18 protein-coding genes are annotated in these 20,319 nt (G+C 57.4%); 7 read left to right on the top strand and 11 right to left on the bottom strand.

What is annotated here, in order from left to right:
• Positions 1–3 precede the first annotated feature (3 nt).
• The 4 genes from ACR0I0_RS12720 (at position 4) to ACR0I0_RS12705 (ending at position 5,361) form a co-directional block, all read left to right on the top strand.
• Positions 4–1,047, top strand: a complete 1,044-nt coding sequence (locus ACR0I0_RS12720) for a glycosyltransferase family 2 protein (RefSeq protein WP_480491685.1) — start codon at positions 4–6, stop codon at positions 1,045–1,047.
• A gap of 184 nt (positions 1,048–1,231) precedes the next feature.
• Positions 1,232–2,218, top strand: a complete 987-nt coding sequence (locus tag ACR0I0_RS12715; protein ID WP_480491792.1) for a glycosyltransferase family 2 protein — start codon at positions 1,232–1,234, stop codon at positions 2,216–2,218.
• A complete protein-coding gene (locus ACR0I0_RS12710) occupies positions 2,215–3,915 on the top strand; it encodes a DUF5927 domain-containing protein (protein WP_480491683.1) in 1,701 nt (566 codons plus the stop codon). Before ACR0I0_RS12715 ends, ACR0I0_RS12710 begins: the two co-directional genes overlap by 4 nt.
• Positions 3,916–3,921: 6 nt before the next feature.
• On the top strand, positions 3,922–5,361 hold the full coding sequence (locus ACR0I0_RS12705; RefSeq protein WP_480491682.1) for a nodulation protein NodH: 1,440 nt from the start codon (positions 3,922–3,924) through the stop codon (positions 5,359–5,361).
• Here ACR0I0_RS12705 and ACR0I0_RS12700 read toward each other — a convergent pair.
• The 8 genes from ACR0I0_RS12700 to hslO all read right to left on the bottom strand — a co-directional run bounded on the left by ACR0I0_RS12700 (position 5,358) and on the right by hslO (position 14,597).
• Positions 5,358–5,876, bottom strand: a complete 519-nt coding sequence (locus tag ACR0I0_RS12700) for a L,D-transpeptidase family protein (RefSeq protein ID WP_171230125.1) — start codon at positions 5,874–5,876, stop codon at positions 5,358–5,360. The genes ACR0I0_RS12705 and ACR0I0_RS12700 overlap by 4 nt on opposite strands.
• 59 nt (positions 5,877–5,935) lie before the next feature.
• Positions 5,936–6,721, bottom strand: coding sequence for an ion transporter (locus tag ACR0I0_RS12695; protein ID WP_480491680.1), 786 nt, complete (start codon positions 6,719–6,721; stop codon positions 5,936–5,938).
• Positions 6,722–6,742: 21 nt separating this feature from the next.
• Entirely contained in the window at positions 6,743–7,972 is a 1,230-nt protein-coding gene (locus ACR0I0_RS12690; protein ID WP_480491678.1) for a class I SAM-dependent RNA methyltransferase, read from the bottom strand.
• Positions 7,973–8,011: 39 nt separating this feature from the next.
• Entirely contained in the window at positions 8,012–9,844 is a 1,833-nt protein-coding gene (locus ACR0I0_RS12685) for an ABC transporter ATP-binding protein (RefSeq protein WP_480491676.1), read from the bottom strand.
• Positions 9,841–11,679, bottom strand: coding sequence for an ABC transporter ATP-binding protein (locus ACR0I0_RS12680; RefSeq protein ID WP_171724017.1), 1,839 nt, complete (start codon positions 11,677–11,679; stop codon positions 9,841–9,843). The genes ACR0I0_RS12685 and ACR0I0_RS12680 overlap by 4 nt, the downstream gene beginning before the upstream one ends.
• A gap of 191 nt (positions 11,680–11,870) precedes the next feature.
• Positions 11,871–13,025 (bottom strand): CCA tRNA nucleotidyltransferase, encoded by a 1,155-nt coding sequence (locus tag ACR0I0_RS12675; RefSeq protein WP_480491674.1) that lies wholly within the window; start codon positions 13,023–13,025, stop codon positions 11,871–11,873.
• A complete protein-coding gene (locus ACR0I0_RS12670) occupies positions 13,022–13,636 on the bottom strand; it encodes a CoA pyrophosphatase (RefSeq protein ID WP_480491672.1) in 615 nt (204 codons plus the stop codon). The genes ACR0I0_RS12675 and ACR0I0_RS12670 overlap by 4 nt, the downstream gene beginning before the upstream one ends.
• Positions 13,611–14,597, bottom strand: coding sequence for an Hsp33 family molecular chaperone HslO (gene hslO, locus ACR0I0_RS12665; protein WP_171635385.1), 987 nt, complete (start codon positions 14,595–14,597; stop codon positions 13,611–13,613). The genes ACR0I0_RS12670 and hslO overlap by 26 nt, the downstream gene beginning before the upstream one ends.
• Before the next feature lie 76 nt (positions 14,598–14,673).
• Here hslO and ACR0I0_RS12660 point away from each other — a divergent pair, with 76 nt between their 5' ends.
• On the top strand, positions 14,674–15,117 hold the full coding sequence (locus ACR0I0_RS12660; RefSeq protein WP_480491670.1) for an NUDIX hydrolase: 444 nt from the start codon (positions 14,674–14,676) through the stop codon (positions 15,115–15,117).
• Here ACR0I0_RS12660 and ACR0I0_RS12655 read toward each other — a convergent pair.
• A complete protein-coding gene (locus tag ACR0I0_RS12655; protein ID WP_171635382.1) occupies positions 15,114–16,388 on the bottom strand; it encodes a PP2C family protein-serine/threonine phosphatase in 1,275 nt (424 codons plus the stop codon). The two genes, ACR0I0_RS12660 and ACR0I0_RS12655, sit on opposite strands and share 4 nt — an antisense overlap.
• Positions 16,389–16,551: 163 nt before the next feature.
• On the opposite strand from ACR0I0_RS12655, the gene ACR0I0_RS12650 reads away from it, so the two are divergent.
• Positions 16,552–16,881: an Hpt domain-containing protein gene (locus ACR0I0_RS12650; protein ID WP_170345824.1), complete on the top strand. Its 330-nt coding sequence runs from the start codon at positions 16,552–16,554 to the stop codon at positions 16,879–16,881.
• Here ACR0I0_RS12650 and ilvA read toward each other — a convergent pair.
• Together ilvA and ACR0I0_RS12640 are read right to left on the bottom strand one after the other, a co-directional pair.
• Complete coding sequence (gene ilvA / locus ACR0I0_RS12645; RefSeq protein WP_171724015.1) at positions 16,878–18,104, bottom strand: threonine ammonia-lyase IlvA; 1,227 nt, start codon at positions 18,102–18,104, stop codon at positions 16,878–16,880. The genes ACR0I0_RS12650 and ilvA overlap by 4 nt on opposite strands.
• 58 nt (positions 18,105–18,162) lie before the next feature.
• Entirely contained in the window at positions 18,163–18,930 is a 768-nt protein-coding gene (locus ACR0I0_RS12640; protein ID WP_480491668.1) for a hypothetical protein, read from the bottom strand.
• Positions 18,931–19,071: 141 nt separating this feature from the next.
• On the opposite strand from ACR0I0_RS12640, the gene ACR0I0_RS12635 reads away from it, so the two are divergent.
• Entirely contained in the window at positions 19,072–20,298 is a 1,227-nt protein-coding gene (locus tag ACR0I0_RS12635) for an argininosuccinate synthase (protein WP_152459598.1), read from the top strand.
• The last annotated feature ends 21 nt before the right edge of the window (positions 20,299–20,319 follow it).

The raw sequence follows: 20,319 nt of genomic DNA, 5'->3' as shown, positions 1-20,319 counted from the left end.
CCGGTGACATCCAGCTCTGCTTTGACACTTCCCCGGATCGGATGGGCACGGAAGTACAGGTTGCGCTGGAAACGCCGGCGGCTGCTCTGGAGGTCGCTGCGCAGCCGACATCAGTTGTCCTGCCAGAAGGATCAGACATCCCGAATCCAACGGGGTGACTTATTGGCCTTCGTCACCTTGCGCAATGAAATCATCCGCCTGCCCTGGTTCTTTCGTCACTATCGCGCCTTGGGCGTCGATCATTTTCTGATCGTCGACAACGGCAGCGACGATGGATCATCCGAGTATCTGCAAGATCAACCGGATGTCTCGGTGTGGAGAACCCATTCCAGCTATCGTGGATCGCGGTTTGGCCTGGACTGGCTGACCTGGTTGCAGATGCGCTATGGCCACCGCCACTGGTGCCTGATGGTGGATGCGGATGAACTGCTGGTCTATGCCCACTGCGACACCCGGTCCCTGCATGACCTGACAACCTGGCTGGACCGGCACGGGAAGATCGGGTTCGGGACGCTGATGCTGGACCTCTATCCCAAGGGCCCCTTGGGGGATGCGGCTTATGACCCGGACACCGACCCCACAAATCTGCTGTGCTGGTTTGATGCAGGACCGTATCGCGCGCAGCGGCAAAGCCCGATGGGCAATCTGTGGGTGCAGGGTGGCGCGCGGGAACGTATTTTCTTTACGCAAACCCGGCAAAGATCACCCACGCTGAACAAGATCCCGCTGATGCGCTGGTCGCGGCGCTATGCCTATGTGAACTCATGCCATTCTGCCCTGCCGCGCCGCCTGAACGAAACCTATGATGGCCCGGGCGGCGATACCCCGTCGGGCGTGTTGCTGCACACGAAGTTCCTGCCGGACGTTATCGAGAAATCCAATACCGAAAAGCAGCGACGCCAACATTTTCATGATCCGGACCAATTCGGGCCATACTACGATGGGATAATCAACCAGCCGGACATGTGGACCCCACAATCGGTGCGCTACACCGGGTGGAGCCAGCTGGAACAGTTGGGTCTGATGAACGGCGAAGGCTGGGATTGAAAACGAAAACAAGGGCATCAACCGCACGTTTACAGTTTGCGGGTTTTAAAGACGTTGCGTCAGAAGATGCAAAGATGGCATAAACCGGTAATGCCATGTCGTGCCAACTGTCACGGCTGGTTCGGGGAAAGCTCGCGTTATAAAAAGGTTGGGCAGTCACGTGAGCCTGTTTGAGTCCTACAAAATGAGATTGCGGCGCAAGCGCCGTATTCTGCGCTGCCTCAAACGACGCCGCGAGCTCAAGCCAGTCAGCAACAACACACAGGCCATACGGCGTGATGATATCCTGCTGATGAGCGTTGTGCGGAACGAGAAAATTCGCCTGCCCTTCTTTCTTGAATATTATCGCAAACTGGGCATCAACCATTTTCTGTTTGTCGACAACAACAGCGATGATGGCAGTTTTGAATTTTTGAAAGAACAGGCTGACGTTTCGGTCTGGCGGACGACGACCAGCTACAAACGGGCAAGCTATGGTCTGGACTGGTCGAACTATCTGCTGCGCAAATACGCGCACGATCACTGGGTGCTGAGCGTCGATCCGGACGAATTCTTCATCTATCCGTTCTGCGACACCCGTCCAATCCGAGCCTTGACGGACTGGCTGGATGGCAGTGCCGTGCGCAGTTTTGGCACGATGCTGATCGACATGTACCCCGAAGGTCCGGTGGACGCCGACCCCTATGCCGAAGGTCAGAACCCGTTCGAAATCGCGCGCTGGTTCGATCCCGGGAATTACATGATCACCAAGAACCCCGAGTACAAGAACCTTTGGATTCAAGGGGGTCCACGGGCGCGCGTGTTCTTTCAGGACAACCCCTCCAAAGCACCGGCGCTGAACAAGATTCCGCTGGTAAAATGGAACCGGCGCTATGTTTATGTCAGCTCGACCCATTCGCTTTTGCCGCGCGGGCTCAACCAGGTTTACGACGAATGGGGCGGCGAAAAGGCCAGCGGGTCACTGCTTCATGCCAAGTTGATCAATACTCTTGGGGAAAAAGCCCGCGAAGAATTGCAGCGTGGCCAGCATTACCGGGGCTCGGGCGAATACAAGGCATATGCAACCCGGCTTGAGGAAAAGCCTGTTTTCTGGTGCGAATGGTCCGAGGCCTACATCAACTGGCGACAGCTTGAGATCCTGGGCCTCATGTCGAAAGGAAACTGGGCATGAGCGGTCTGGGTATTGTCATGTTGGTTCATACTTCGCTGGACCGCGCCGAGCAGGTCGCACGCCACTGGACAGCAGCAGGGTGCCCGGTGGTCATCCATGTGGATCGCAAGGTGGCAGACACTGTTTTTTCCCGGTTTGTTGCGTCCTGTTCGAACAATCCATCGATCGTGTTTTCTGACCGACATCGCTGCGATTGGGGTGGCTGGGGTATCGTTGCCGCCTCGCAAAGCGCGTCCGAGTTGATGCTGGAGCGTTTCCCCGAAGTTCGGCATGTATTTCTTGCCTCGGGGGCCTGCCTGCCCTTGCGACCGGTTCAGGAACTGATCGATTACCTGTCAGACCGGCCGCGTGTCGATTTCATCGAAAGCGCGACGACATCCGATGTCAGCTGGACCATCGGCGGGCTGGATCATGAACGGTTCACCCTGCGGTTTCCGTTTTCGTGGCGCAAGCATCGCAAACTATTCGACGCACATGTAAAACTTCAGCGTCTGATGGGCTTTCGCAGGAAAATCCCCGACGGACTGGTTCCGCATATGGGAAGCCAGTGGTGGTGCCTGACCCGCCAAACGCTGTCGGCAATCCTTCAAGACCCCAGGCGCAAGCTGTATGACAAGTATTTCCGTCATGTCTGGATTCCGGATGAAAGCTATTTCCAGACGCTGGCGCGCTTGTATTCCACGCATATTGAAAGCAGGTCCCTGACGCTGTCCAAATTCGATTACCAGGGCCGCCCGCACATCTTCTATGACGATCATCTGCAATTGCTGCGCCGATCGGATTGTTTTGTCGCCCGTAAAATCTGGCCCCGCGCAGAGCGATTGTACCAGGCATTCCTGACAGATCAGGCCGGGGCGATGAAACCGGCAGAGCCCAATCCGGGCAAGATCGATCGCGTGTTTTCCAAAGCGGTGGAACGGCGAACTCGTGGGCGCGACGGGCTGTATATGCAAAGCCGGTTTCCCCGCCATGGCAGTGAAAACGGTCTGACATCGTCACAATATTCCGTATTCCAAGGCTTTTCGGAACTGTTCGAGGATTTCGAACCTTGGTTGGCCGCAACCACCGGGGCCAGAGTCCACGGGCATCTATTCGGGCCGGAACGCGCCGAATTTTCGCAAGGAGAAGCCATAACAAATGGCGCCCTCAGCGACAGTGCGGCGCTGCGGGACTATAACCCGACCGCCTTTTTGTCGAACCTGATCTGGAATACGCGCGGTGAACGCCAGTGTTTCCAGTTCAGCCCGCGGGACACTCAGGAAATCAACTGGTTTCTGGCACGGGACAAGAACGCTCAGATTTCGGTCATCACCGGCGCTTGGGCGATCCCATTGTTCCGGTCCAATATGAATTTCTCGGAAATCCGAAGTGAGGCGGCGCGCCTGCAACAAATTGAAACCAAGCAGCTGGAGGTGCTGACATCGGTCTGGACCAAGGCGCGGATGCGCAGTTGGACGCTGGCCGACTTCATTGAATCTCCGATGGATGCCTTGCTGGGCATTCTAGAAGAAATCGGCATGCAGCAGACCAGCCATCTGACCGAAGTGCCAACCATGGTCGAACTGTCCGGATTCGGGAAGTTCCTGCAAAACCTCAAGAATCAGGGAATGCACCCATATCTGATGGGTGATTTCCCGGCGGACGATGTGTTCGGTCGCCAGGAAAAGCCATACCGAAAACCGTATCTGGTGCAGTGATTGCCCATGTCAGCCCATTTTGATTACTTCGTGATTCTGGCCGCCATGCGCACAGGTTCGAACCTGCTTGAGGCCAACCTGAACGCGCTGGAAGGGGTCACCTGTCACGGAGAGGCGTTCAATCCGCATTTTGCGGGCAGCCTGAAATCCGATCGTCTGCTTGGCCTGTCGCTGGAAGACCGGGATGCGGACCCCGTACGAATGCTCAAGGCGATCAAATCAGCACCGGGTGACATCAATGGCTTTCGATATTTCGAAGACCATGACCCACGTATCCTGAAACCCATGCTGAACGATCCGCGCTGCGCCAAGATCATTCTGACCCGCAACCCATTGGACAGCTACCTGTCGCTGAAAATAGCACAGAAAACGCAGCAGTGGCTGCTGAAGAATGTGAAACGCCGCGTCGACGCGCAGGTTGACTTCGACGCCGACGAATTTTCGGATTACCTGAACCAGCTGCAAGACCATCAGCTTATGGTGCAACGGCACCTGCAAAAGACAGGCCAAACCGGGTTCTTCATTCACTATGACGACCTGACCGAGCTGGAGGTCATAAACGGGCTGGCTGCATGGCTGGGGGTTGAGGGGCGGCTGACCCGACTGGATGATACCCTGAAACCGCAAAACCCGGCGCCGGCTTTGTCGAAGGTCACCAATCCTGATGAACTGAAACAAGCCCTGTGCGATCAGGATCGGTTCGGATTGCATCGGTCAACAAGCTTTGAGCCGCAGCGCGGCGCGTCGGTACCGCTTTATGTTGCCGCTGCAAGGTCTCCTTTGATGTATTTGCCCATTCGGGGCGGGATAGAGCCTGTTATCGTGCAATGGCTGGCTGATCTGGATGGATGTCAGACCGACAAGCTGATCACGGATCGAAATCGCAAACAGGTCCGGTCATGGAAGCAGGGCCATCCCGGTCATCGGCAATTTACCGTCCTGCGTCACCCTCTGGCCCGGGCACATACGGCGTTTTGCAGTCATATTCTGAATACGGGGCCGGGCAGCTATAAGATGGTGCGGAATTATCTTCGCAACCGGCTCAAGCTGCCGATTCCGGGGCAAGTGAGGGACAACAATTATTCTGTCGAACAGCACCGCGAAGCGTTTTCGGGCTTTCTGAACTTTCTGCGCCTCAACCTCAACGGGCAGACACCGGTCCGTGTGGACGGCACGTGGTGCAGCCAGTCCAGGACGTTGGAAGGGATCGCATCCTTCACTCTGCCGGATCTGATTCTGAGAGAGGAGGATCTGATGACCGATCTGCCGAATCTGGCGCGCAGCATGGGGCATTCAAACCCGCCTCAGCCTGGCTCCTGCGCACCGGATGAACCCTACGCTTTGCAGCTGATCTACGACAAAAACCTCGAAGCGCTGGCGGTTGACGCCTATCAGCGCGACTATGAGGCATTCGGGTTCAGTGACTGGGCGCCAAAAACGGCCTAAGGGCGCAGGGTTATCAGCGTACCTTTGTTAACCATCGCGTAAATCTCTTCGATTTCGTCATTCTTGACCGCGATGCATCCAGCTGTCCAATCCCGCTTCTTTTTTGCGCGTCTCCGCTCAGAACGCAGATTGGGTTCACCGTGGATGAAGATATCCCCACCCGGATCAACGCCCGCAGCCTTGGCTTTGGCGACATCCTGCGAGTTGGGATAAGAAATGCCCAGCGATAGGTGATACCGGCTTCTGGGGTTGCGACGGTCGATCAGATAGGTGCCCTCGGGCGTTCTACCGTCACCGCGCTGGTTCTTCGTTCCATTCGGGGCAAACCCCAAATCGACGTCATATTCCTTAAGGATCTTTTCGTTGTGCAACAAGTAAAGTTTGCGCGTGCCCTTGTTGACCACCAAAGAGGTCACCTCGGGTCCGTTGTAAGTCAGAAATCTTGGGCCGCTAGAGGCACAAGCCGAAAGGCTCAGCGTTGCCAACGCGCCTAAACCGAATACTCGACGATCCATGTTTCACTGCCTGCTCTGCTTTTTTTCGATCATTATGCCAAAAATTGGAAAAACTGAAATCACATTTTGATGTTCGACTGCTCGGCCAGTCGACGTTCAATGCTTTCCAGCCGTTCCAGAACCTCGTCGCGATAGGCATCGGTTTTAACCTCATCCTCGGCATGATGGGCATCCTGCATCGAATTGACGATCAGACCCACCAACAGGTTCACCACCGCAAAGGTCGTGACCATGATGAAGGGAACAAAGAAGACCCAGGCATAGGGATAGACCTCCATCACCGGGCGCACGATGCCCATCGACCAGCTTTCCAACGTCATGATCTGGAACAGCGTATAAGCAGACAGGCCCAGATCGCCGAACCAATCCGGGAACGTTTCCGAAAACAGCTTGGTCGAGATTACCGAACCGATATAAAACAGAATTGCCATCAGCAGAAACACGCTGGCCATGCCCGGAAGGGCCGAGATGAACCCTTCGACCACGCGACGCAGACGAGGCGCCACGGAAATCACGCGCAACACCCGCAGAATTCGCAGGGCGCGCAGCACCGACAGCCCCCCGGCGCTGGGAACCAGGGCAATTCCAACGATCAGGAAATCGAATATGTTCCAGCCATTTGTGAAGAACCTGCGCCCGGTGGCAATCAGCTTCATGGAAATTTCAGCCACAAAGATCGCCAGGCAAAGCCTGTCCAGCGCCACGATCAAAGGACCTGCCAGTTCCATCAGGGTCGGCGATGTCTCCATCCCCAAAAGAATGGCATTGAAAATGATCACGGCCGTTATGAACCGCCCGAAAACGGGCGCTTCGATAATGTTCAGCAAACGCTGTTTGGACCCCATGTGTCAGCTTCCCCAGTAAGATCAAGATGCGGCGTTCAGAACAAACCGCGCAGCGAGTTCCGTATGTGACGACCACCGAAATTGGTCAACGACCTGTACCCATTCAAGGGTGTAACCCGCGTTAACCAGCGTTTTTGCATCGCGCGCAAAGGTGACGGGATTGCACGAGACATAAGCGATCACCGGGCGTTGCGCCTGTGCTATCTCGTTTACCTGCGCTTCGGCACCGGCGCGAGGCGGGTCCAGAACAATGGCGTCGAAAGATTTCAGCTCGTCCGGCATCAGCGGGCGGCGAAACAGGTCGCGGGCCTCGGTCGTGACGCGTTTCAGCCCCTGTGCCCTGCGCCAGCCCTGATCCAACGCCTCGATCATGGCGGCCTCGCCTTCAACCGCGTGAACTTCGGCGCTTTCCGCCAACGACAAAGAGAACGTTCCGCTGCCTGCAAACAGGTCAGCGATACGTTTCGCACCCCGTGTAGCCTCGGAAACTGCCTTTGACAGAGCCTTTTCTCCGTCCTTTGTTGCTTGCAAGAAAGCTCCGGAGGGTGGCGTGACTCCGGCTGCTCCAAAGCGCTGAACCGGCGCATGCCGCATGGCAATAACCTCATCATCCCAACTGAGCCGGGCCAGCCCATGTTTCTCGGTCGCCTGCGCCAACGCCAGTTCCAAGGGGCCGTCCAGCGGCTTGCCACCTGTTACGGCCACATCCAGACCAGCTTCGGACAGTGTGAGCGTGACAGCCAGAACGCCCTTGCGGCTTGCGCCCAGGGTGGCCAGCGCCTCGGCCACGGGAATGGCCACGATCAAGGCCGGGTCAAGCAAGCGGCAATCGGGTATCTCGGTGATCGTGCCGGATGCACGACCGTGAAACCCCGCCAATGTGCCCTTTTTCGTGCGCCTTACGGCAATCGTAGCCCGCCGACGTGACCGTTCGGGCGATGTGTGTATCGGGCGCAGGGGTGCTTCGAGATCCTGCGCCGTCAGCGCCTTGCGGACGACTTGCAGTTTCCAGTCGGCCACAAATGCATCGGATGCGTGCTGCAACTGGCAGCCACCACACGCTTTGTAGTGGCGGCAAGGGGCTTTGACACGGTGTTCGGACGGTGTCTCGACCCGGATATCGGTCAATTGCTGGCCAACAAGGGTGCCGCTGACGATCTCGCCGGGAAGGGTACGAGGGGCGTAAACAGGGCCATCGGCAATACCGTCGCCCTGATGTCCAAGCCGTGTGATTATGAATTGCTGCGTCATAAGAGGCCTGATAGCCGGGCTTTCGCAGCAAAAAAACCCTTATTCCGCAGCTTCTGCCTGAATGAACCCGCCCGACTGGCGGTGCCAGAACCGCGCATACAGCCCACCCAGGTCCAGCAGCGCCTCATGCGTTCCGGTTTCGGCGATCCTGCCCTCGTCCAAAACAACAATCCGGTCCATTTCGCTGAGTGTCGACAACCGGTGCGCAATGGCCAGCACCGTTTTACCCTGCATCACCCGATGCAGCGCGGTCTGAATCGAAGCTTCAACCTCGGAATCCAGCGCCGATGTCGCCTCGTCGAGAACCAGAATTGGAGCATCTTTCAGAATGGCGCGCGCCAGAGCGATCCGTTGTCGCTGCCCGCCGCTGAGTTTCACGCCCCGTTCACCCAGATGAGCATCATAGCCTTTTCGACCATGAGCATCTTCAAGACTCAGGATGAAATCATGCGCTTCGGCCTTTTTTGCGGCCTCAATCATCTCGGCCTCTGAGGCGTCCGGCCGGCCATACAGAATGTTCTCACGAGCAGACCGGTTGAACATCGCCGTTTCCTGCGTGACCATACCTATCTGTCGGCGCAGGCTGTCCTGCGTCACCTGTGACACGTCCTGGCCGTCGATACGAATGGCGCCACTTTCCCTGTCATAGAGCCTGAGCAACAGTGAGACGAGCGTGGATTTCCCCGCCCCGGATGCACCGACGATGCCCAGCTTTTCGCTCGGGTTGACGGTCAGGCTCAAGTCCGTGACGCCACCGATATCGCGCCCGTAAGCAAAGCTGACGCCTTCGAAGGAAATCGACCCTTCGGTCACGTCTAGGTCCTTCGCCCCGCAAATATCTTCGACCCGGTCACGCTTGGCCAGCGTTTTCATCCCGTTTTCGATTTCACCGACATTGGCATACAGCCCCATCAAGGTGAAACTGACCCAACCGGTCATCTGAGCAATACGGATCGAAACCGCCCCGGCAGCCACGATATCCCCGGCGGTCGCCATACCGCCCTGCCACAGCCACAAAGTCGCGCCCAGCAGCAAGACAGGCAGGACACCGGCCAGTGTCATGAGGATGAACCGGAAACTCGCCGACAACTTGCCGAAATCCAGCGATTTTTCACGCAGATCCACCATCGATTCACGCGCCGCCTGATCTTCGAATTTCGAGTGGGCGAACAGCTTCACGGTTTTGATGTTGGTGATCGTATCGACCACCTGCCCGGACACCATCGCCCGCGCCCCGGCCCGCGCGGCGGAACGTTTGCGGATGCGCGGCAGATACCAGCGCACCAGCATGAAATACACAGCCAGCCATGCCGCGAAGGGCAGCATCACCAAAGGATGAATAGACCCTAACAAAAGCAAAGACCCCACCAGAGACGCCAGGGCAAACACAATCGCGCTGATCGTTTCCGACACGACCGAAGCCATGGCGTTCGATGTCTGCATCTGCTTTTGCGCGATCCGACCGGCAAAATCATCGTCGAAATAGGTCACCGACTGACCCAAGGTCCAACGGTTCAACTTGGCCAGAACCAAAGGTGTGATGTTTGGCATGACAATATAATTGTTCGACAAGGATGACAGGCCAAACAGGATCGGGCGAAGCAACATGAAGAAGGCGACCGCACCGAGGATCATCCACATATTAGCAGCGGTCAGAAAATTCTCGGGTCCGCTGGCGGTCGCCACATCAATCACGCGGCCCAGTATCCATGCCGTGACCGCCTCCATCGCGCCTGCAATGGCCGAGAAGAACGCCGCAACAAACAGCATCGGCCACGCCCCGGAAAGGCTCCAGCGGATGAACGCCCCCAACGTCTGCGGTGGGGGCGTTTCGGTGTTCCTGAACGGATAGATGAGGTCGGCAATCCTCATTCAGCGGCCTCCGGGTTCATGAAGCCACCAGATTGCCGCGCCCAGAATTGGGCGTAAAGGCCACCTTGCGCCAGAAGATCAGAATGCGTGCCTTCCTCGACGATACGGCCTGCATCCATCACCAGAATGCGATCCATCTGCGCGATGGTACTAAGCCTGTGGGCGATGGCGATCACGGTTTTTCCTTGCATCATGCCGTAGAGAGTTTCCTGAATTGACGCTTCGACCTCGGAATCTAGGGCGGATGTCGCCTCATCCAACAACAAGATCGGTGCATCCTTCAGGATCACCCGCGCCAGCGTCACACGCTGCCGCTGGCCACCTGACAGCTTCACCCCCCGTTCACCGACATGCGCGTCGTACCCGGTGCGACCCTGCGGATCCTGCAAATCGAGGATGAACTCATGTGCTTCGGCCTGTTTGGCGGCGGCGATCATCTGTGCCTCGGACGCATCCGGACGGCCATAGAGGATGTTGTCGCGCACCGACCGGTGCAGCAACGCGCTATCTTGCTGAACCATGCCGATATGGCTCCGCAGACTGTCCTGCGTGACATCCGCAATGTTTTGATCGTCAATCAGAATTGCGCCACGCTCAACGTCGTAAAATCGCAAAAGCAGCTTTACTAGGGTCGATTTTCCCGCGCCAGACCGCCCGATCAAACCAATCTTTTCGCCGGGCCGGACGGTCAGGTCGATATGGTCCAAACCGCCGGCCTCGCGACCATAGTGATGCGAGAGGTCGCGGATCTGGATCTCACCCTTGCTGAGTTGCAGTGGCTTCGCAGTCGGTGCATCAAGCAAATCGATGGGCTGGGCAATGGTCTCCATCCCCTCGGACACGATACCAAGTTGGCGGAAAAAGCTGGTCAGGGCCCACATGATCCATCCGGTCATGGCATTCAGGCGCAGGGTCAAGGCCGTAGCCGCCGCAACAACACCGACCGAAGCGCTGCCTTGCATCCACAAGGCAATCGCCCAGCCCACAACACCCACGATCAGCATACCGTTCAAAGTGACCAGAACGGCATCCATAATAGTGAAAATCCGCATTTCAATCTGAAATGTCCGACGGGTTTCCTCGATCGCCTCGCGGGCATAGTCCAGCTCTTGCGGGCCATGGGCAAACATTTTGACCGAATGGATGTTGGTATAGCTGTCCACCACCCGCCCCGTGACCGTCGAACGCGCATCCGAGGCCGCTTTTGACGCCGGACCAACACGCTGAACGGTCCAGCGCACCAGCATGGCGTAGAATCCGAACCAGATCAGCAGCGGGATCAACAAACGCGGATCCGCCGCATACAGCAGGATCGCCGCACCGATCAAATAGGCCAGCGAAAAGGAAATCGCGTCAAAAACCTGAAAGACCACTTCACCCGCCGCCGGAGGTGTCTGCATGATCCGGTTTGCAATCCGCCCGGCAAAGTCGTTTTCGAACCAGCCAACCGACTGACGCAACACGTGTTTGTGCGCACGCCAACGGATCAGCGTACCGAAGTTCGGCAAAATCGTATTGTTCAGCAGAAGTACGTCGACCAAATGCAGAAGCGGACGCAACAGCAACACAAAGGCTGCCATCAGCAGCAATTCCGTTCCGTGATTTTGCCAGACCTCTGCCGGCGTGCCGCCCAACAGATCCACGACGCGACCCATGTAGTAGATCAGCCCGATTTCAACACCCGCGACGATTATGGAAACCAGCGCCGCCCAGAAAAATACCCGAATAAAGGGCCGCGAATAATCCAGCATGAAGGGCCACAACCGCGTCGGCGGAGTGTCAGCCTCACGGTAGGCAACAAAAGGGTCAACAAGGTTTTCGAAATAGCGAAACATGGATAGTGCTCCGATTGAGCAGGAAAATAGACGTGCGAAGAAAGATGGCGCCTGAACACCACCCTTTACGGGGCAGGTGTCCCGGCTTTAGCCGAACCAGATCCCGTAATACATTCGCATTCCTCCATCCATGTGACAGGCGCACCTAAGCACAAAGGATCCGAGATGTCATCCCCTTTTGAGACTTCGCTCTAATGTGCCAGCAACTCTTCGCGTGACAGCGCAAAACCGGATGCGATCCAGCGTTTTTCCAGCTCGGCCAGCTTCTTGCCCAGCGCCGGGCCGGTGAAGTTGGGGATCAGATCCCTGGCCTGGACAGGGAAACGCGCTGCTGCGCCTGCATGCAGATCGCGCCGCAAATCTTCGGACCAGGGTTGTTCCAGAAAGGCGCAGCGCAAAAGCGTCTCGTGCAATCCCCCTTCATCGCCATAGCGGTATCCCAGTTCAGCAATACTGGTTGTGGACTGTGCTTCTTCACGCATCCTGATCAGGCGTTGCAACTGCGAACGGCTCAACCGCAATGTCGCGGCTTCATCGGGCGAGGCAATGGCTGCCAGGCGACGCACCGGATCGGGATCGGCGCCAGCCGCCTGTTCCAACGCGATCAAAGGGGCCAAAGACCGATCGTCCGCCCCCGGCAGCACACGGGCCAAAACACCGGTACTGCGCATGGTCGCAACGGCAGGGGCCGGATCAGGTGACGCCAGCAATTTCAGCAGCTCTGCCCCGATCCGCTCGCGCGACAATGACTCCAGCCCGTCAAGATTGGCGCCGATGGCGGCCAGGGCATCGGGGTCGAAACCGCCATCCGGATCCCCGTACCAGGCGTGAAAACGGAAGTAGCGAAGCGAGCGGAGATAGTCTTCGCGAATGCGGTTCTCGGCGGTTCCGATGAACCGCACCAACCGGGCCTCGAGGTCGGGAAGACCACCCAGAGGGTCCAGCACGGTGCCATCAGGTTGGGCGTAGAGCGCGTTCATAGTGAAATCCCGTCGCGCCGCGTCTTCTTCGACATGATCGGAAAAAGCTACGACCGCGCGGCGGCCATCGGTTTCCACGTCACGGCGGAAGGTGGTGACCTCGTGCGGGATGCCCGCGCTGACCACTGTGATCGTACCATGCTCGATGCCGGTCGGAATGGCCCTGAGCCCGGCAGCCTGCGCCAGTTCGACGATCTGCCCGGGCTTTGCATCGGTGGCAATGTCGATATCCGACACTGGTGCGCCAAGCAGCGCGTTGCGCACGCATCCACCCACGAAAAGCGCCTGAGCCCCGGATGAGGTCAGCGCCGAACAGACCTTTTGGGTCGCTGGTTCACTGATCCAGGCTTCGTCAATCAGCATCATTCATTCACCCGTGCAGCAAGCCCGCGCAATATGCGGGCGGTCGCGCCCCAAATGTAATAAGGGCCGTACGGAACTGCGTAGTATCTGCGTCTTTGGCCGCGCCATCGGCGCGACTCGACCAGATAATTCTCAGGATTCAAAAGATGGGCAAGGGGGGTCGAGAAAACTTCGTCCACTTCGCCGGGTTCAGGCACGGGTTGGAACCTGTCCCGCAAAACTGCGACAACCGGTGTCACAGTGAACGAGGTCACGGTCTCATGCGTCGACAGAAATCCCAGGATCTCGGGCATTTCCGGGGGCAGGCCGATCTCTTCCTCAGTTTCCCGCAGCGCCGCAGCCGTAACATCAGCATCGGTTTCGTCCTGTTTGCCACCGGGAAAGGCGATCTGGCCCGGGTGATGCTTCAACGCGGATGAGCGTTTGGTCAGGATAACCTGCGGTGTGGCATCAGCCAGCGAAATGGCCACCAGAACACCGGCGGGTCGCAACCGTCGTCCGGGCGGCAGAACGGTATCCGGGTTCAGGTCAAAGTCGCTGGACCCGTGACCGGGGCGGCGCAGGGCCGCCCGGATCTTTTCAACCAGGTCATGCACCTTTGGGGTCTTCGGCATCGAACCCGACAGTTGCCGGGTCCAACACATAATGAGCCCCGCAGAACTGACAATCCGCGGTGACTTCGCCCTCGGGCGTGGTCATCTTTTCGATATCCTTGGCCGAATAGATCGACAGGCTCTGTCGCACACGATCCTCGGAACAGGTACAGCCAAATTGCACAGATTGCGCATCATAGACACGCGGCTGTTCCTCGTGAAACAGGCGAACCAGAAGGTCGGTCGGCGCAACAGAGGGGCCGATCATCTCCAATTCCTCGACGGTATCCAGCAGGATATTGACGCGACCCCAGTTTTCACCTTCTTCGCCGTCGACCAGATCGGCAGCGGTCAGAATGTCACCGGTTCCTTCGCCCGACGCGGCAAAGGGCGACGCTTTGGGCATGTGTTGCAGCATGATGCCGCCTGCACGCCAATGCTCGCCCACGCCCGGCTCGGTCGATTTGCCGAAGCTCAGCGAAAACCGCGTCGGCAGCTGTTCGGATTGTGCAAAATACGCCTCGGCGCACGCACTCAGTGATCCACCGGCCAGCGGGGTAATGCCCTGATACGGCTGCGTGCCCTCACCCTGATCGATCATGATCGCAAAATACCCTTCGCCCACCTGATCGAACGGTGCGGAATTGGAAAGCCGGTCCCGGTCAAAACTGGCATAAGCCCGAATCTGGGCGGGCTGGCCCTCTTTCTGCGGCGCATAATAGTCGGTTGCGATCATGCGCACCGCCCCTTTGGACTGTACCTGCAACGACAGTTTCCAGCGCAACGCAACCGTTTGGCCGATCAACGCGGTCAGCAAGGCCATCTCGGCAACAAGCGCCTCGACCTGCTCGGGATAGTCATGCTGTTTCAGGATACCTTCCAGCACGCCATCCAGACGGGCCACGCGGCCGCGCATGTCGGATGCATCAAGTTGAAAGGGCAGGACAGTATCGTCCCACGCGATTTTTGTTCCAAGAGACATGGGGTTTCCTTACACGCCACGGGTTGGCATACCGGCACCATATAGGTCGTACAGATCGGGTTGAAAGGGGCCATACATGATCAGGCGGTTCGGTGAAACCCCCGAGACGGGGCGGAAATACACCCGAAGGGTTGGCGTATATGCCCTTTTGCCACGTGGCGGCCAATTGCTGTTGACCTGTCAGACCGAACCGGCCCCGGATCTGCAATTGCCGGGTGGAGGCATCGATCCGGGCGAATCACCGATTTCGGCCTTGCATCGCGAAGTCTATGAAGAAACCGGGTGGCACGTTGCCAACCCGCGTCGCATCGGCGCTTTTCGTCGGTTCACCTTTATGCCCGAATACGATCTGTGGGCCGAAAAGGTCTGCCTGATCTACCGCGCCCGTCCCGTACGCCGCAAAGGCCCGCCGAGCGAGGCATTCCACGAAGCACTGTGGATGAAAGTCGCCGATGCCGTTGAATTGCTGGGCAATGACGGTGACCGGCACTTTGCGGAAATGCATCTCAGTTCGCTTTAAGGCCCGTTATATTCAAAGAAAACGGCGGATACGTCATCCCCAATGCCATCTTTGGGCGAAATCTCCTGGGTCAATCGCCAGAACATGTCGTCCAGAAACTCCGACCCGCCCTTTTCAGAAATGCACTGCTGGGCCATCTGTCGCAAACCGTCTTCCTCTAGCAAACCGCCTTCGGCAAGCTGACATTCGGTAAACCCGTCCGAATACACCAACAGTTTGTCGCCGGGTTTCATGTGAATCTCGATTTGCTGAAAACTCGCATCTTCGATCAGCCCGATCGGCAACCCGCCATCACCCAGAAATTCAGTGCTGCCATCCTGCCGCAGCAGAAGCGGATGCGGATGCCCGGCCTGCACCATCTTGAGATGCCCGTTTCGAAGATCCACAATGGCGTAGACCATCGTGAAATATTCCTCGATCCCCTCATCCGCCATCAATCGGGAATTGAGCATGCTTGCGACGTCTTCCGGAGGCAGCAGTGCATAGAATTTGTTGAACCTCTTTTCCATTGCGACATTTTGATCGAAATGCTTGCTGGAAAGATAACCGCCCAGACGCGCCGTCATCATGGCCGAGGTGATGCCATGCCCGGATACATCTATGCTGTAGAACCCCAGCCGATTGACCCCGGGCGAGAACATGCCAACAAGGTCTCCTCCGATATGGCCGCAGGGTTTCAACAACAGGCTGACCCGGGATTTTCCAAAGCTCCGCGTAAATTCCGGAACCAGCGATTCCTGGATTTTTCGGGCCTGCATGAGGTCCTTGTCGATCGCGTCATGCGCCAGCCTGAGTTCTTCCAGCGCGGATTCGATCAGGCGGTTTTTCTGTGAAAGCTCGCGCTGCATGTCCAGAATGCGCGCGCCTGCGGATATGCGCGCCCGCAACTCATCCGCCTCCAGGGGTTTGATCAGAAAGTCGTCTGCCCCGGCATCCAGTCCGCGCGCAACCTCCTGCTTTTCACTTTTGGAAGTCAGAAGGATGAAATAACAATATTGATCGGTATCCAGGGCGCGAAACGCATTGCAGAACTCAAGCCCGCTCATCCCCGGCATGACCCAATCGCTGAGAACAAGATCAGGCGGATCGTCCAGACAATGCGCCAGGGCCGCATCGCCCGTATCGGCCTCGACCACCTCAAAGCCCCACTTTCTGAGCGATGCAACCAGGATGCGCCGCTGCAAACGGCTGTCATCAACAACCAGCACCTTACGGATCGCGCCGAAATCCAGATCTGATCTGGTTTCCTCAAGACTCGCCCTTGGCACCATTTACCCTCTGACCTGATGCGTTCATTCACACAGGGCGATCCTAGTGGCGACGGTTTTAACATCCGGTGAAGACCGAAGGCCGCAATCCCGCTTGGCTGTTAACCCGGTTTTTACTGGTGTTGCCTATTCCTGAAACCGCATGTTCAACAGCAGGTGACGCAGTATGATCCACTGGGGCAGAGTCCGACAATTGCGGGACGAGGTTGGCCCGGATGAGTTTGATGAGGTGGTCGACATCTTTCTGGAGGAAGTGCAGGAGGTCATCGCCCGCCTGCATCAGGATACAAGCCGGTCCGAGCTGGAACAGAACCTGCATTTCCTGAAGGGCAGCGCGCTCAGTCTTGGATTCGACCAGTTCTCGAAACTCTGTCAGGACGGCGAACGGCAGGCGGCCGCGGGTCAGGGCGAGGATGTCGATCTGCCCGCTATTCTGGCCGTATTTGACAGCTCGAAACAGAAATTCGAGGCTGAGCTGCGCCAGAATCTGGATTAAATCACGAACTGCGCCAGCGTTTCGTCTTCGGTTATATCCGTGTAGGTGAACCCTGCCTCATCCAGATGCGCGAACAGACGCATGAAGTTTTCAGGCTTGCGGGTTTCAATCCCGATCAGAACCGAACCGAAATTGCGCGCCGATTTTTTCATGTATTCAAAGCGGGCGATATCGTCCTCGGGGCCGAGAATACCCAGAAACTCCTTCAACGCGCCGGGGCGCTGCGGCAGGCGCAGGATGAAATACTTCTTCACCCCGGAATAGCGTTGGGCGCGTTCTTTGACCTCGGGCAGGCGTTCGAAATCGAAATTGCCTCCGGATGTCACGCAGACCACGGTCTTGCCCCGTACAAAGCTTTGAATATCGCCCACCGCTTCGATCGCCAGCGCGCCGGCGGGCTCCAGAACAATGCCTTCGACATTCAGCATCTCGATCATGGTGGTGCAGATTCGGTCCTCGGACAGAACCAGCACATCCGACAGATGGCGTGATTTCAACAATTCGAACGGTTTCTCGCCAATTCGGCCGACCGCAGCGCCATCGACAAAGGTATCCACATGATCCAGCGAAACAGGGTGCCCTGCAGCCAAAGCAGCGCGCAAACAGGCACCTCCGGCCGGTTCGACAAACAGACAATGGCTGCGATCCCCGAACCATGTGGCCACGCCAGAGGACATGCCACCGCCGCCAACCGGCAGAACGATATGATCCGGCACACCGCCCAATTGCTCTTCGATCTCGACCGCCAGTGAGGCCTGGCCTTCGATGACATCAGCGTCGTCAAAAGGAGACAGGAAATATCCGCCCTGTTGCGTGCACCAGGCTTGAGCGGCCGCCAGAGTATCATCGAAATAGTCGCCGGTCAGATGGATCTCGATATTGTCGCCGCCGAAAATGCGGGTCTTTTGAATTTTCTGCTGGGGTGTCGTTACCGGCATGAAGATCACGCCGCGCACGTCCAGATGCTTACACATGAACGCCACGCCCTGCGCGTGGTTGCCAGCACTGGCACAGACAAACAGGTCCTGCCCCTGCTGCTTGCGCATGGCATTGAACGCACCACGGATCTTGTAAGACCGCACCGGGCTGAGGTCTTCGCGCTTGAGCCAGATATCGGCGCCGTAGCGGTCAGACAGATGGGCATTCCGCTGCAATGGCGTCGCCGGAAACACAGAGCGCATCGCCTGTTCGGCTGCGCGGGCGCGGGTCATGAAATCAGTCATGCCCGTTTCCCTGCCCCATCATCGCGATAAGGGCAAGGAATACATATGTGTACGCCGCTCAGGACAGTTCGCGCTTTTCGATGAAGACGCCGTACATTGTGGTAAAGATACTGACGTTGATCATCGGAAGGATGAGCGTGCCGAAGAACACGGTCAGTAAAACGCCCAGCACCGGTATTATTGCCAAGGCGGCGAAAGCCAGCTGCACCAACACCTGGAACAGGAATGCAATGAGGAGCAGCAACAAGATTGCACCACTGACCCCGGATGTGTTGTTCCATGCCTCACCGAGCGATATGGGATTTCCTATCGCCGCCGCGGGCAGAATAATTGACAGGCGATAGAAGCATACGACCAGAAAAACGGAGTATGCAATCATCAGAATGATCGAAAGCCCTGCAAAACCTTCGCCTAATGCAGCAGCGACCAGACCCATGGGGATATACGCGATCACCATCAAAATCCCCAACATCAGGAAGCGACCGAAATAGGCAAGAATCCTGTCGAAACGGAATGTCGGAAGTATTCCCGTGGGGTACTCTTCCATCAGGATGAAGCGGTGCCATGACACCGCGATCCAGAACATGGTGACGAACATTACCGCCAGCAAAACAACCACAAAAACAAAGGCTGAACCTGCGGTTACACCCGGTGGCAGATCGACTGCGTTTTCATCCAGCGCCTCAAGCGGAATACCAAGCGCCATGAACACGCCCACGATGATGATTGTCGCAATCAGGGCAGGGCCAACCGTAATCTGCAGCACCTGCTTGATGTTTCCAAATACCATCCGCACCGAATGCACAAATATTTGCCATCCCAACATTTGAAACCGCCCCTTCAACCAATGCTTGTTATTCTCTGCACCCGTTTCACCTCAATTCAGGTACTGCGTCAATCCTCACAACTTGCCCCCACGTCGAAAACCCGCTAGGGGCCAATCGTCTTACGCATAAGGGGAAGTCAGATGTCCGCGCCCAAGAAAGTTGTTCTGGCCTATTCCGGTGGCCTTGATACCTCGATCATCCTGAAATGGTTGCAGACCGAATATGGCTGTGAGGTCGTCACCTTCACCGCCGATCTGGGACAGGGCGAAGAGCTGGAGCCCGCTCGCAAAAAGGCCGAGCTGCTCGGGATCAAGCCCGAGAACATCTATATCGAGGATATCCGCGAGGAATTCGTGCGCGACTTCGTCTTCCCGATGTTCCGCGCCAATGCGCAGTACGAAGGTCTGTACCTGCTGGGCACGTCCATCGCGCGCCCCCTGATTTCGAAACGTCTGGTCGAAATCGCCGAAGCCACCGGTGCCGATGCGGTCGCCCACGGTGCCACCGGCAAGGGCAATGACCAGGTACGGTTCGAACTGGCGGCCTATGCGCTGAACCCCGATATCAAAGTGATCGCACCCTGGCGCGAGTGGGACCTGACCAGCCGCACCAAGTTGCTGGAATTTGCGGAACAGAACCAGATCCCGATCGCCAAGGACAAGCGCGGCGAGGCCCCCTTCTCGGTCGATGCCAACCTGCTGCACACCTCGTCCGAAGGAAAGGTTCTGGAAGACCCAGCCGATATGGCGCCCGACTATGTCTATCAGCGCACCGTCCACCCCGAGGATGCGCCCGATCAGCCGGAATTCATCGAGATCGGCTTTGAAAAAGGCGACGCGGTCAGTATCAATGGCGAGGCGATGAGCCCCGCGACCATCCTGACCAAGCTGAACGAATATGGCGGCAAGCACGGCATTGGCCGACTGGACCTTGTTGAAGGTCGCTTTGTTGGCATGAAGTCGCGCGGCATCTATGAAACACCCGGCGGCACCATCCTGCTTGAGGCGCATCGCGGCATCGAATCCATCACCATGGACCGGGGCGCGATGCATCTGAAGGATCAGTTGATGCCGCAATATGCGGAACTGATCTACAACGGCTTCTGGTACTCGCCTGAACGTGAAATGCTGCAAGCAGCCATCGACAAGAGCCAGGAACACGTCACCGGCACCGTGCGGGTGAAGCTGTACAAAGGTCTGGCCTCGACCGTGGGCCGCTGGTCGGATCATTCGCTGTATTCCGAGGCGCATGTGACCTTCGAAGAAGACGCGGGTGCCTATGATCAGAAAGACGCCGCGGGCTTCATCCAACTGAACGCGCTGCGGTTGAAACTGCTGGCCGCGCGCGACAAGCGGTTGTCCAAGTGACCGAAGATGACGGTCTGAACG

The sequence above is a fragment of the Ruegeria sp. AG6 genome, from assembly GCF_056541565.1.
The sequence above is the reverse complement of the archived record's forward strand: the minus strand, read 5'-3'. Positions and strand labels throughout refer to the sequence as shown.

Bases quoted from the DNA above. Each gene is read 5' to 3' on its own strand.
- ACR0I0_RS12660 (WP_480491670.1), top strand. From the start codon at position 14,674: ATGATCAGGCGGTTCGGTGAAACCCCCGAGACGGGGCGGAAATACACC.
- ACR0I0_RS12715 (WP_480491792.1), top strand. From the start codon at position 1,232: ATGAGATTGCGGCGCAAGCGCCGTATTCTGCGCTGCCTCAAACGACGC.
- ACR0I0_RS12710 (WP_480491683.1), top strand. From the start codon at position 2,215: ATGAGCGGTCTGGGTATTGTCATGTTGGTTCATACTTCGCTGGACCGC.
- ACR0I0_RS12685 (WP_480491676.1), bottom strand. From the start codon at position 9,844: ATGAGGATTGCCGACCTCATCTATCCGTTCAGGAACACCGAAACGCCC.
- ACR0I0_RS12680 (WP_171724017.1), bottom strand. From the start codon at position 11,679: ATGTTTCGCTATTTCGAAAACCTTGTTGACCCTTTTGTTGCCTACCGT.
- ilvA (WP_171724015.1), bottom strand. From the start codon at position 18,104: ATGACTGATTTCATGACCCGCGCCCGCGCAGCCGAACAGGCGATGCGC.
- ACR0I0_RS12690 (WP_480491678.1), bottom strand. From the start codon at position 7,972: ATGACGCAGCAATTCATAATCACACGGCTTGGACATCAGGGCGACGGT.
- ACR0I0_RS12655 (WP_171635382.1), bottom strand. From the start codon at position 16,388: ATGGTGCCAAGGGCGAGTCTTGAGGAAACCAGATCAGATCTGGATTTC.
- ACR0I0_RS12670 (WP_480491672.1), bottom strand. From the start codon at position 13,636: ATGCCGAAGACCCCAAAGGTGCATGACCTGGTTGAAAAGATCCGGGCG.
- ACR0I0_RS12640 (WP_480491668.1), bottom strand. From the start codon at position 18,930: ATGTTGGGATGGCAAATATTTGTGCATTCGGTGCGGATGGTATTTGGA.
- ACR0I0_RS12695 (WP_480491680.1), bottom strand. From the start codon at position 6,721: ATGGGGTCCAAACAGCGTTTGCTGAACATTATCGAAGCGCCCGTTTTC.
- ACR0I0_RS12700 (WP_171230125.1), bottom strand. From the start codon at position 5,876: ATGGATCGTCGAGTATTCGGTTTAGGCGCGTTGGCAACGCTGAGCCTT.
- ACR0I0_RS12705 (WP_480491682.1), top strand. From the start codon at position 3,922: ATGTCAGCCCATTTTGATTACTTCGTGATTCTGGCCGCCATGCGCACA.
- ACR0I0_RS12650 (WP_170345824.1), top strand. From the start codon at position 16,552: ATGATCCACTGGGGCAGAGTCCGACAATTGCGGGACGAGGTTGGCCCG.
- ACR0I0_RS12675 (WP_480491674.1), bottom strand. From the start codon at position 13,025: ATGATGCTGATTGACGAAGCCTGGATCAGTGAACCAGCGACCCAAAAG.
- ACR0I0_RS12635 (WP_152459598.1), top strand. From the start codon at position 19,072: ATGTCCGCGCCCAAGAAAGTTGTTCTGGCCTATTCCGGTGGCCTTGAT.
- hslO (WP_171635385.1), bottom strand. From the start codon at position 14,597: ATGTCTCTTGGAACAAAAATCGCGTGGGACGATACTGTCCTGCCCTTT.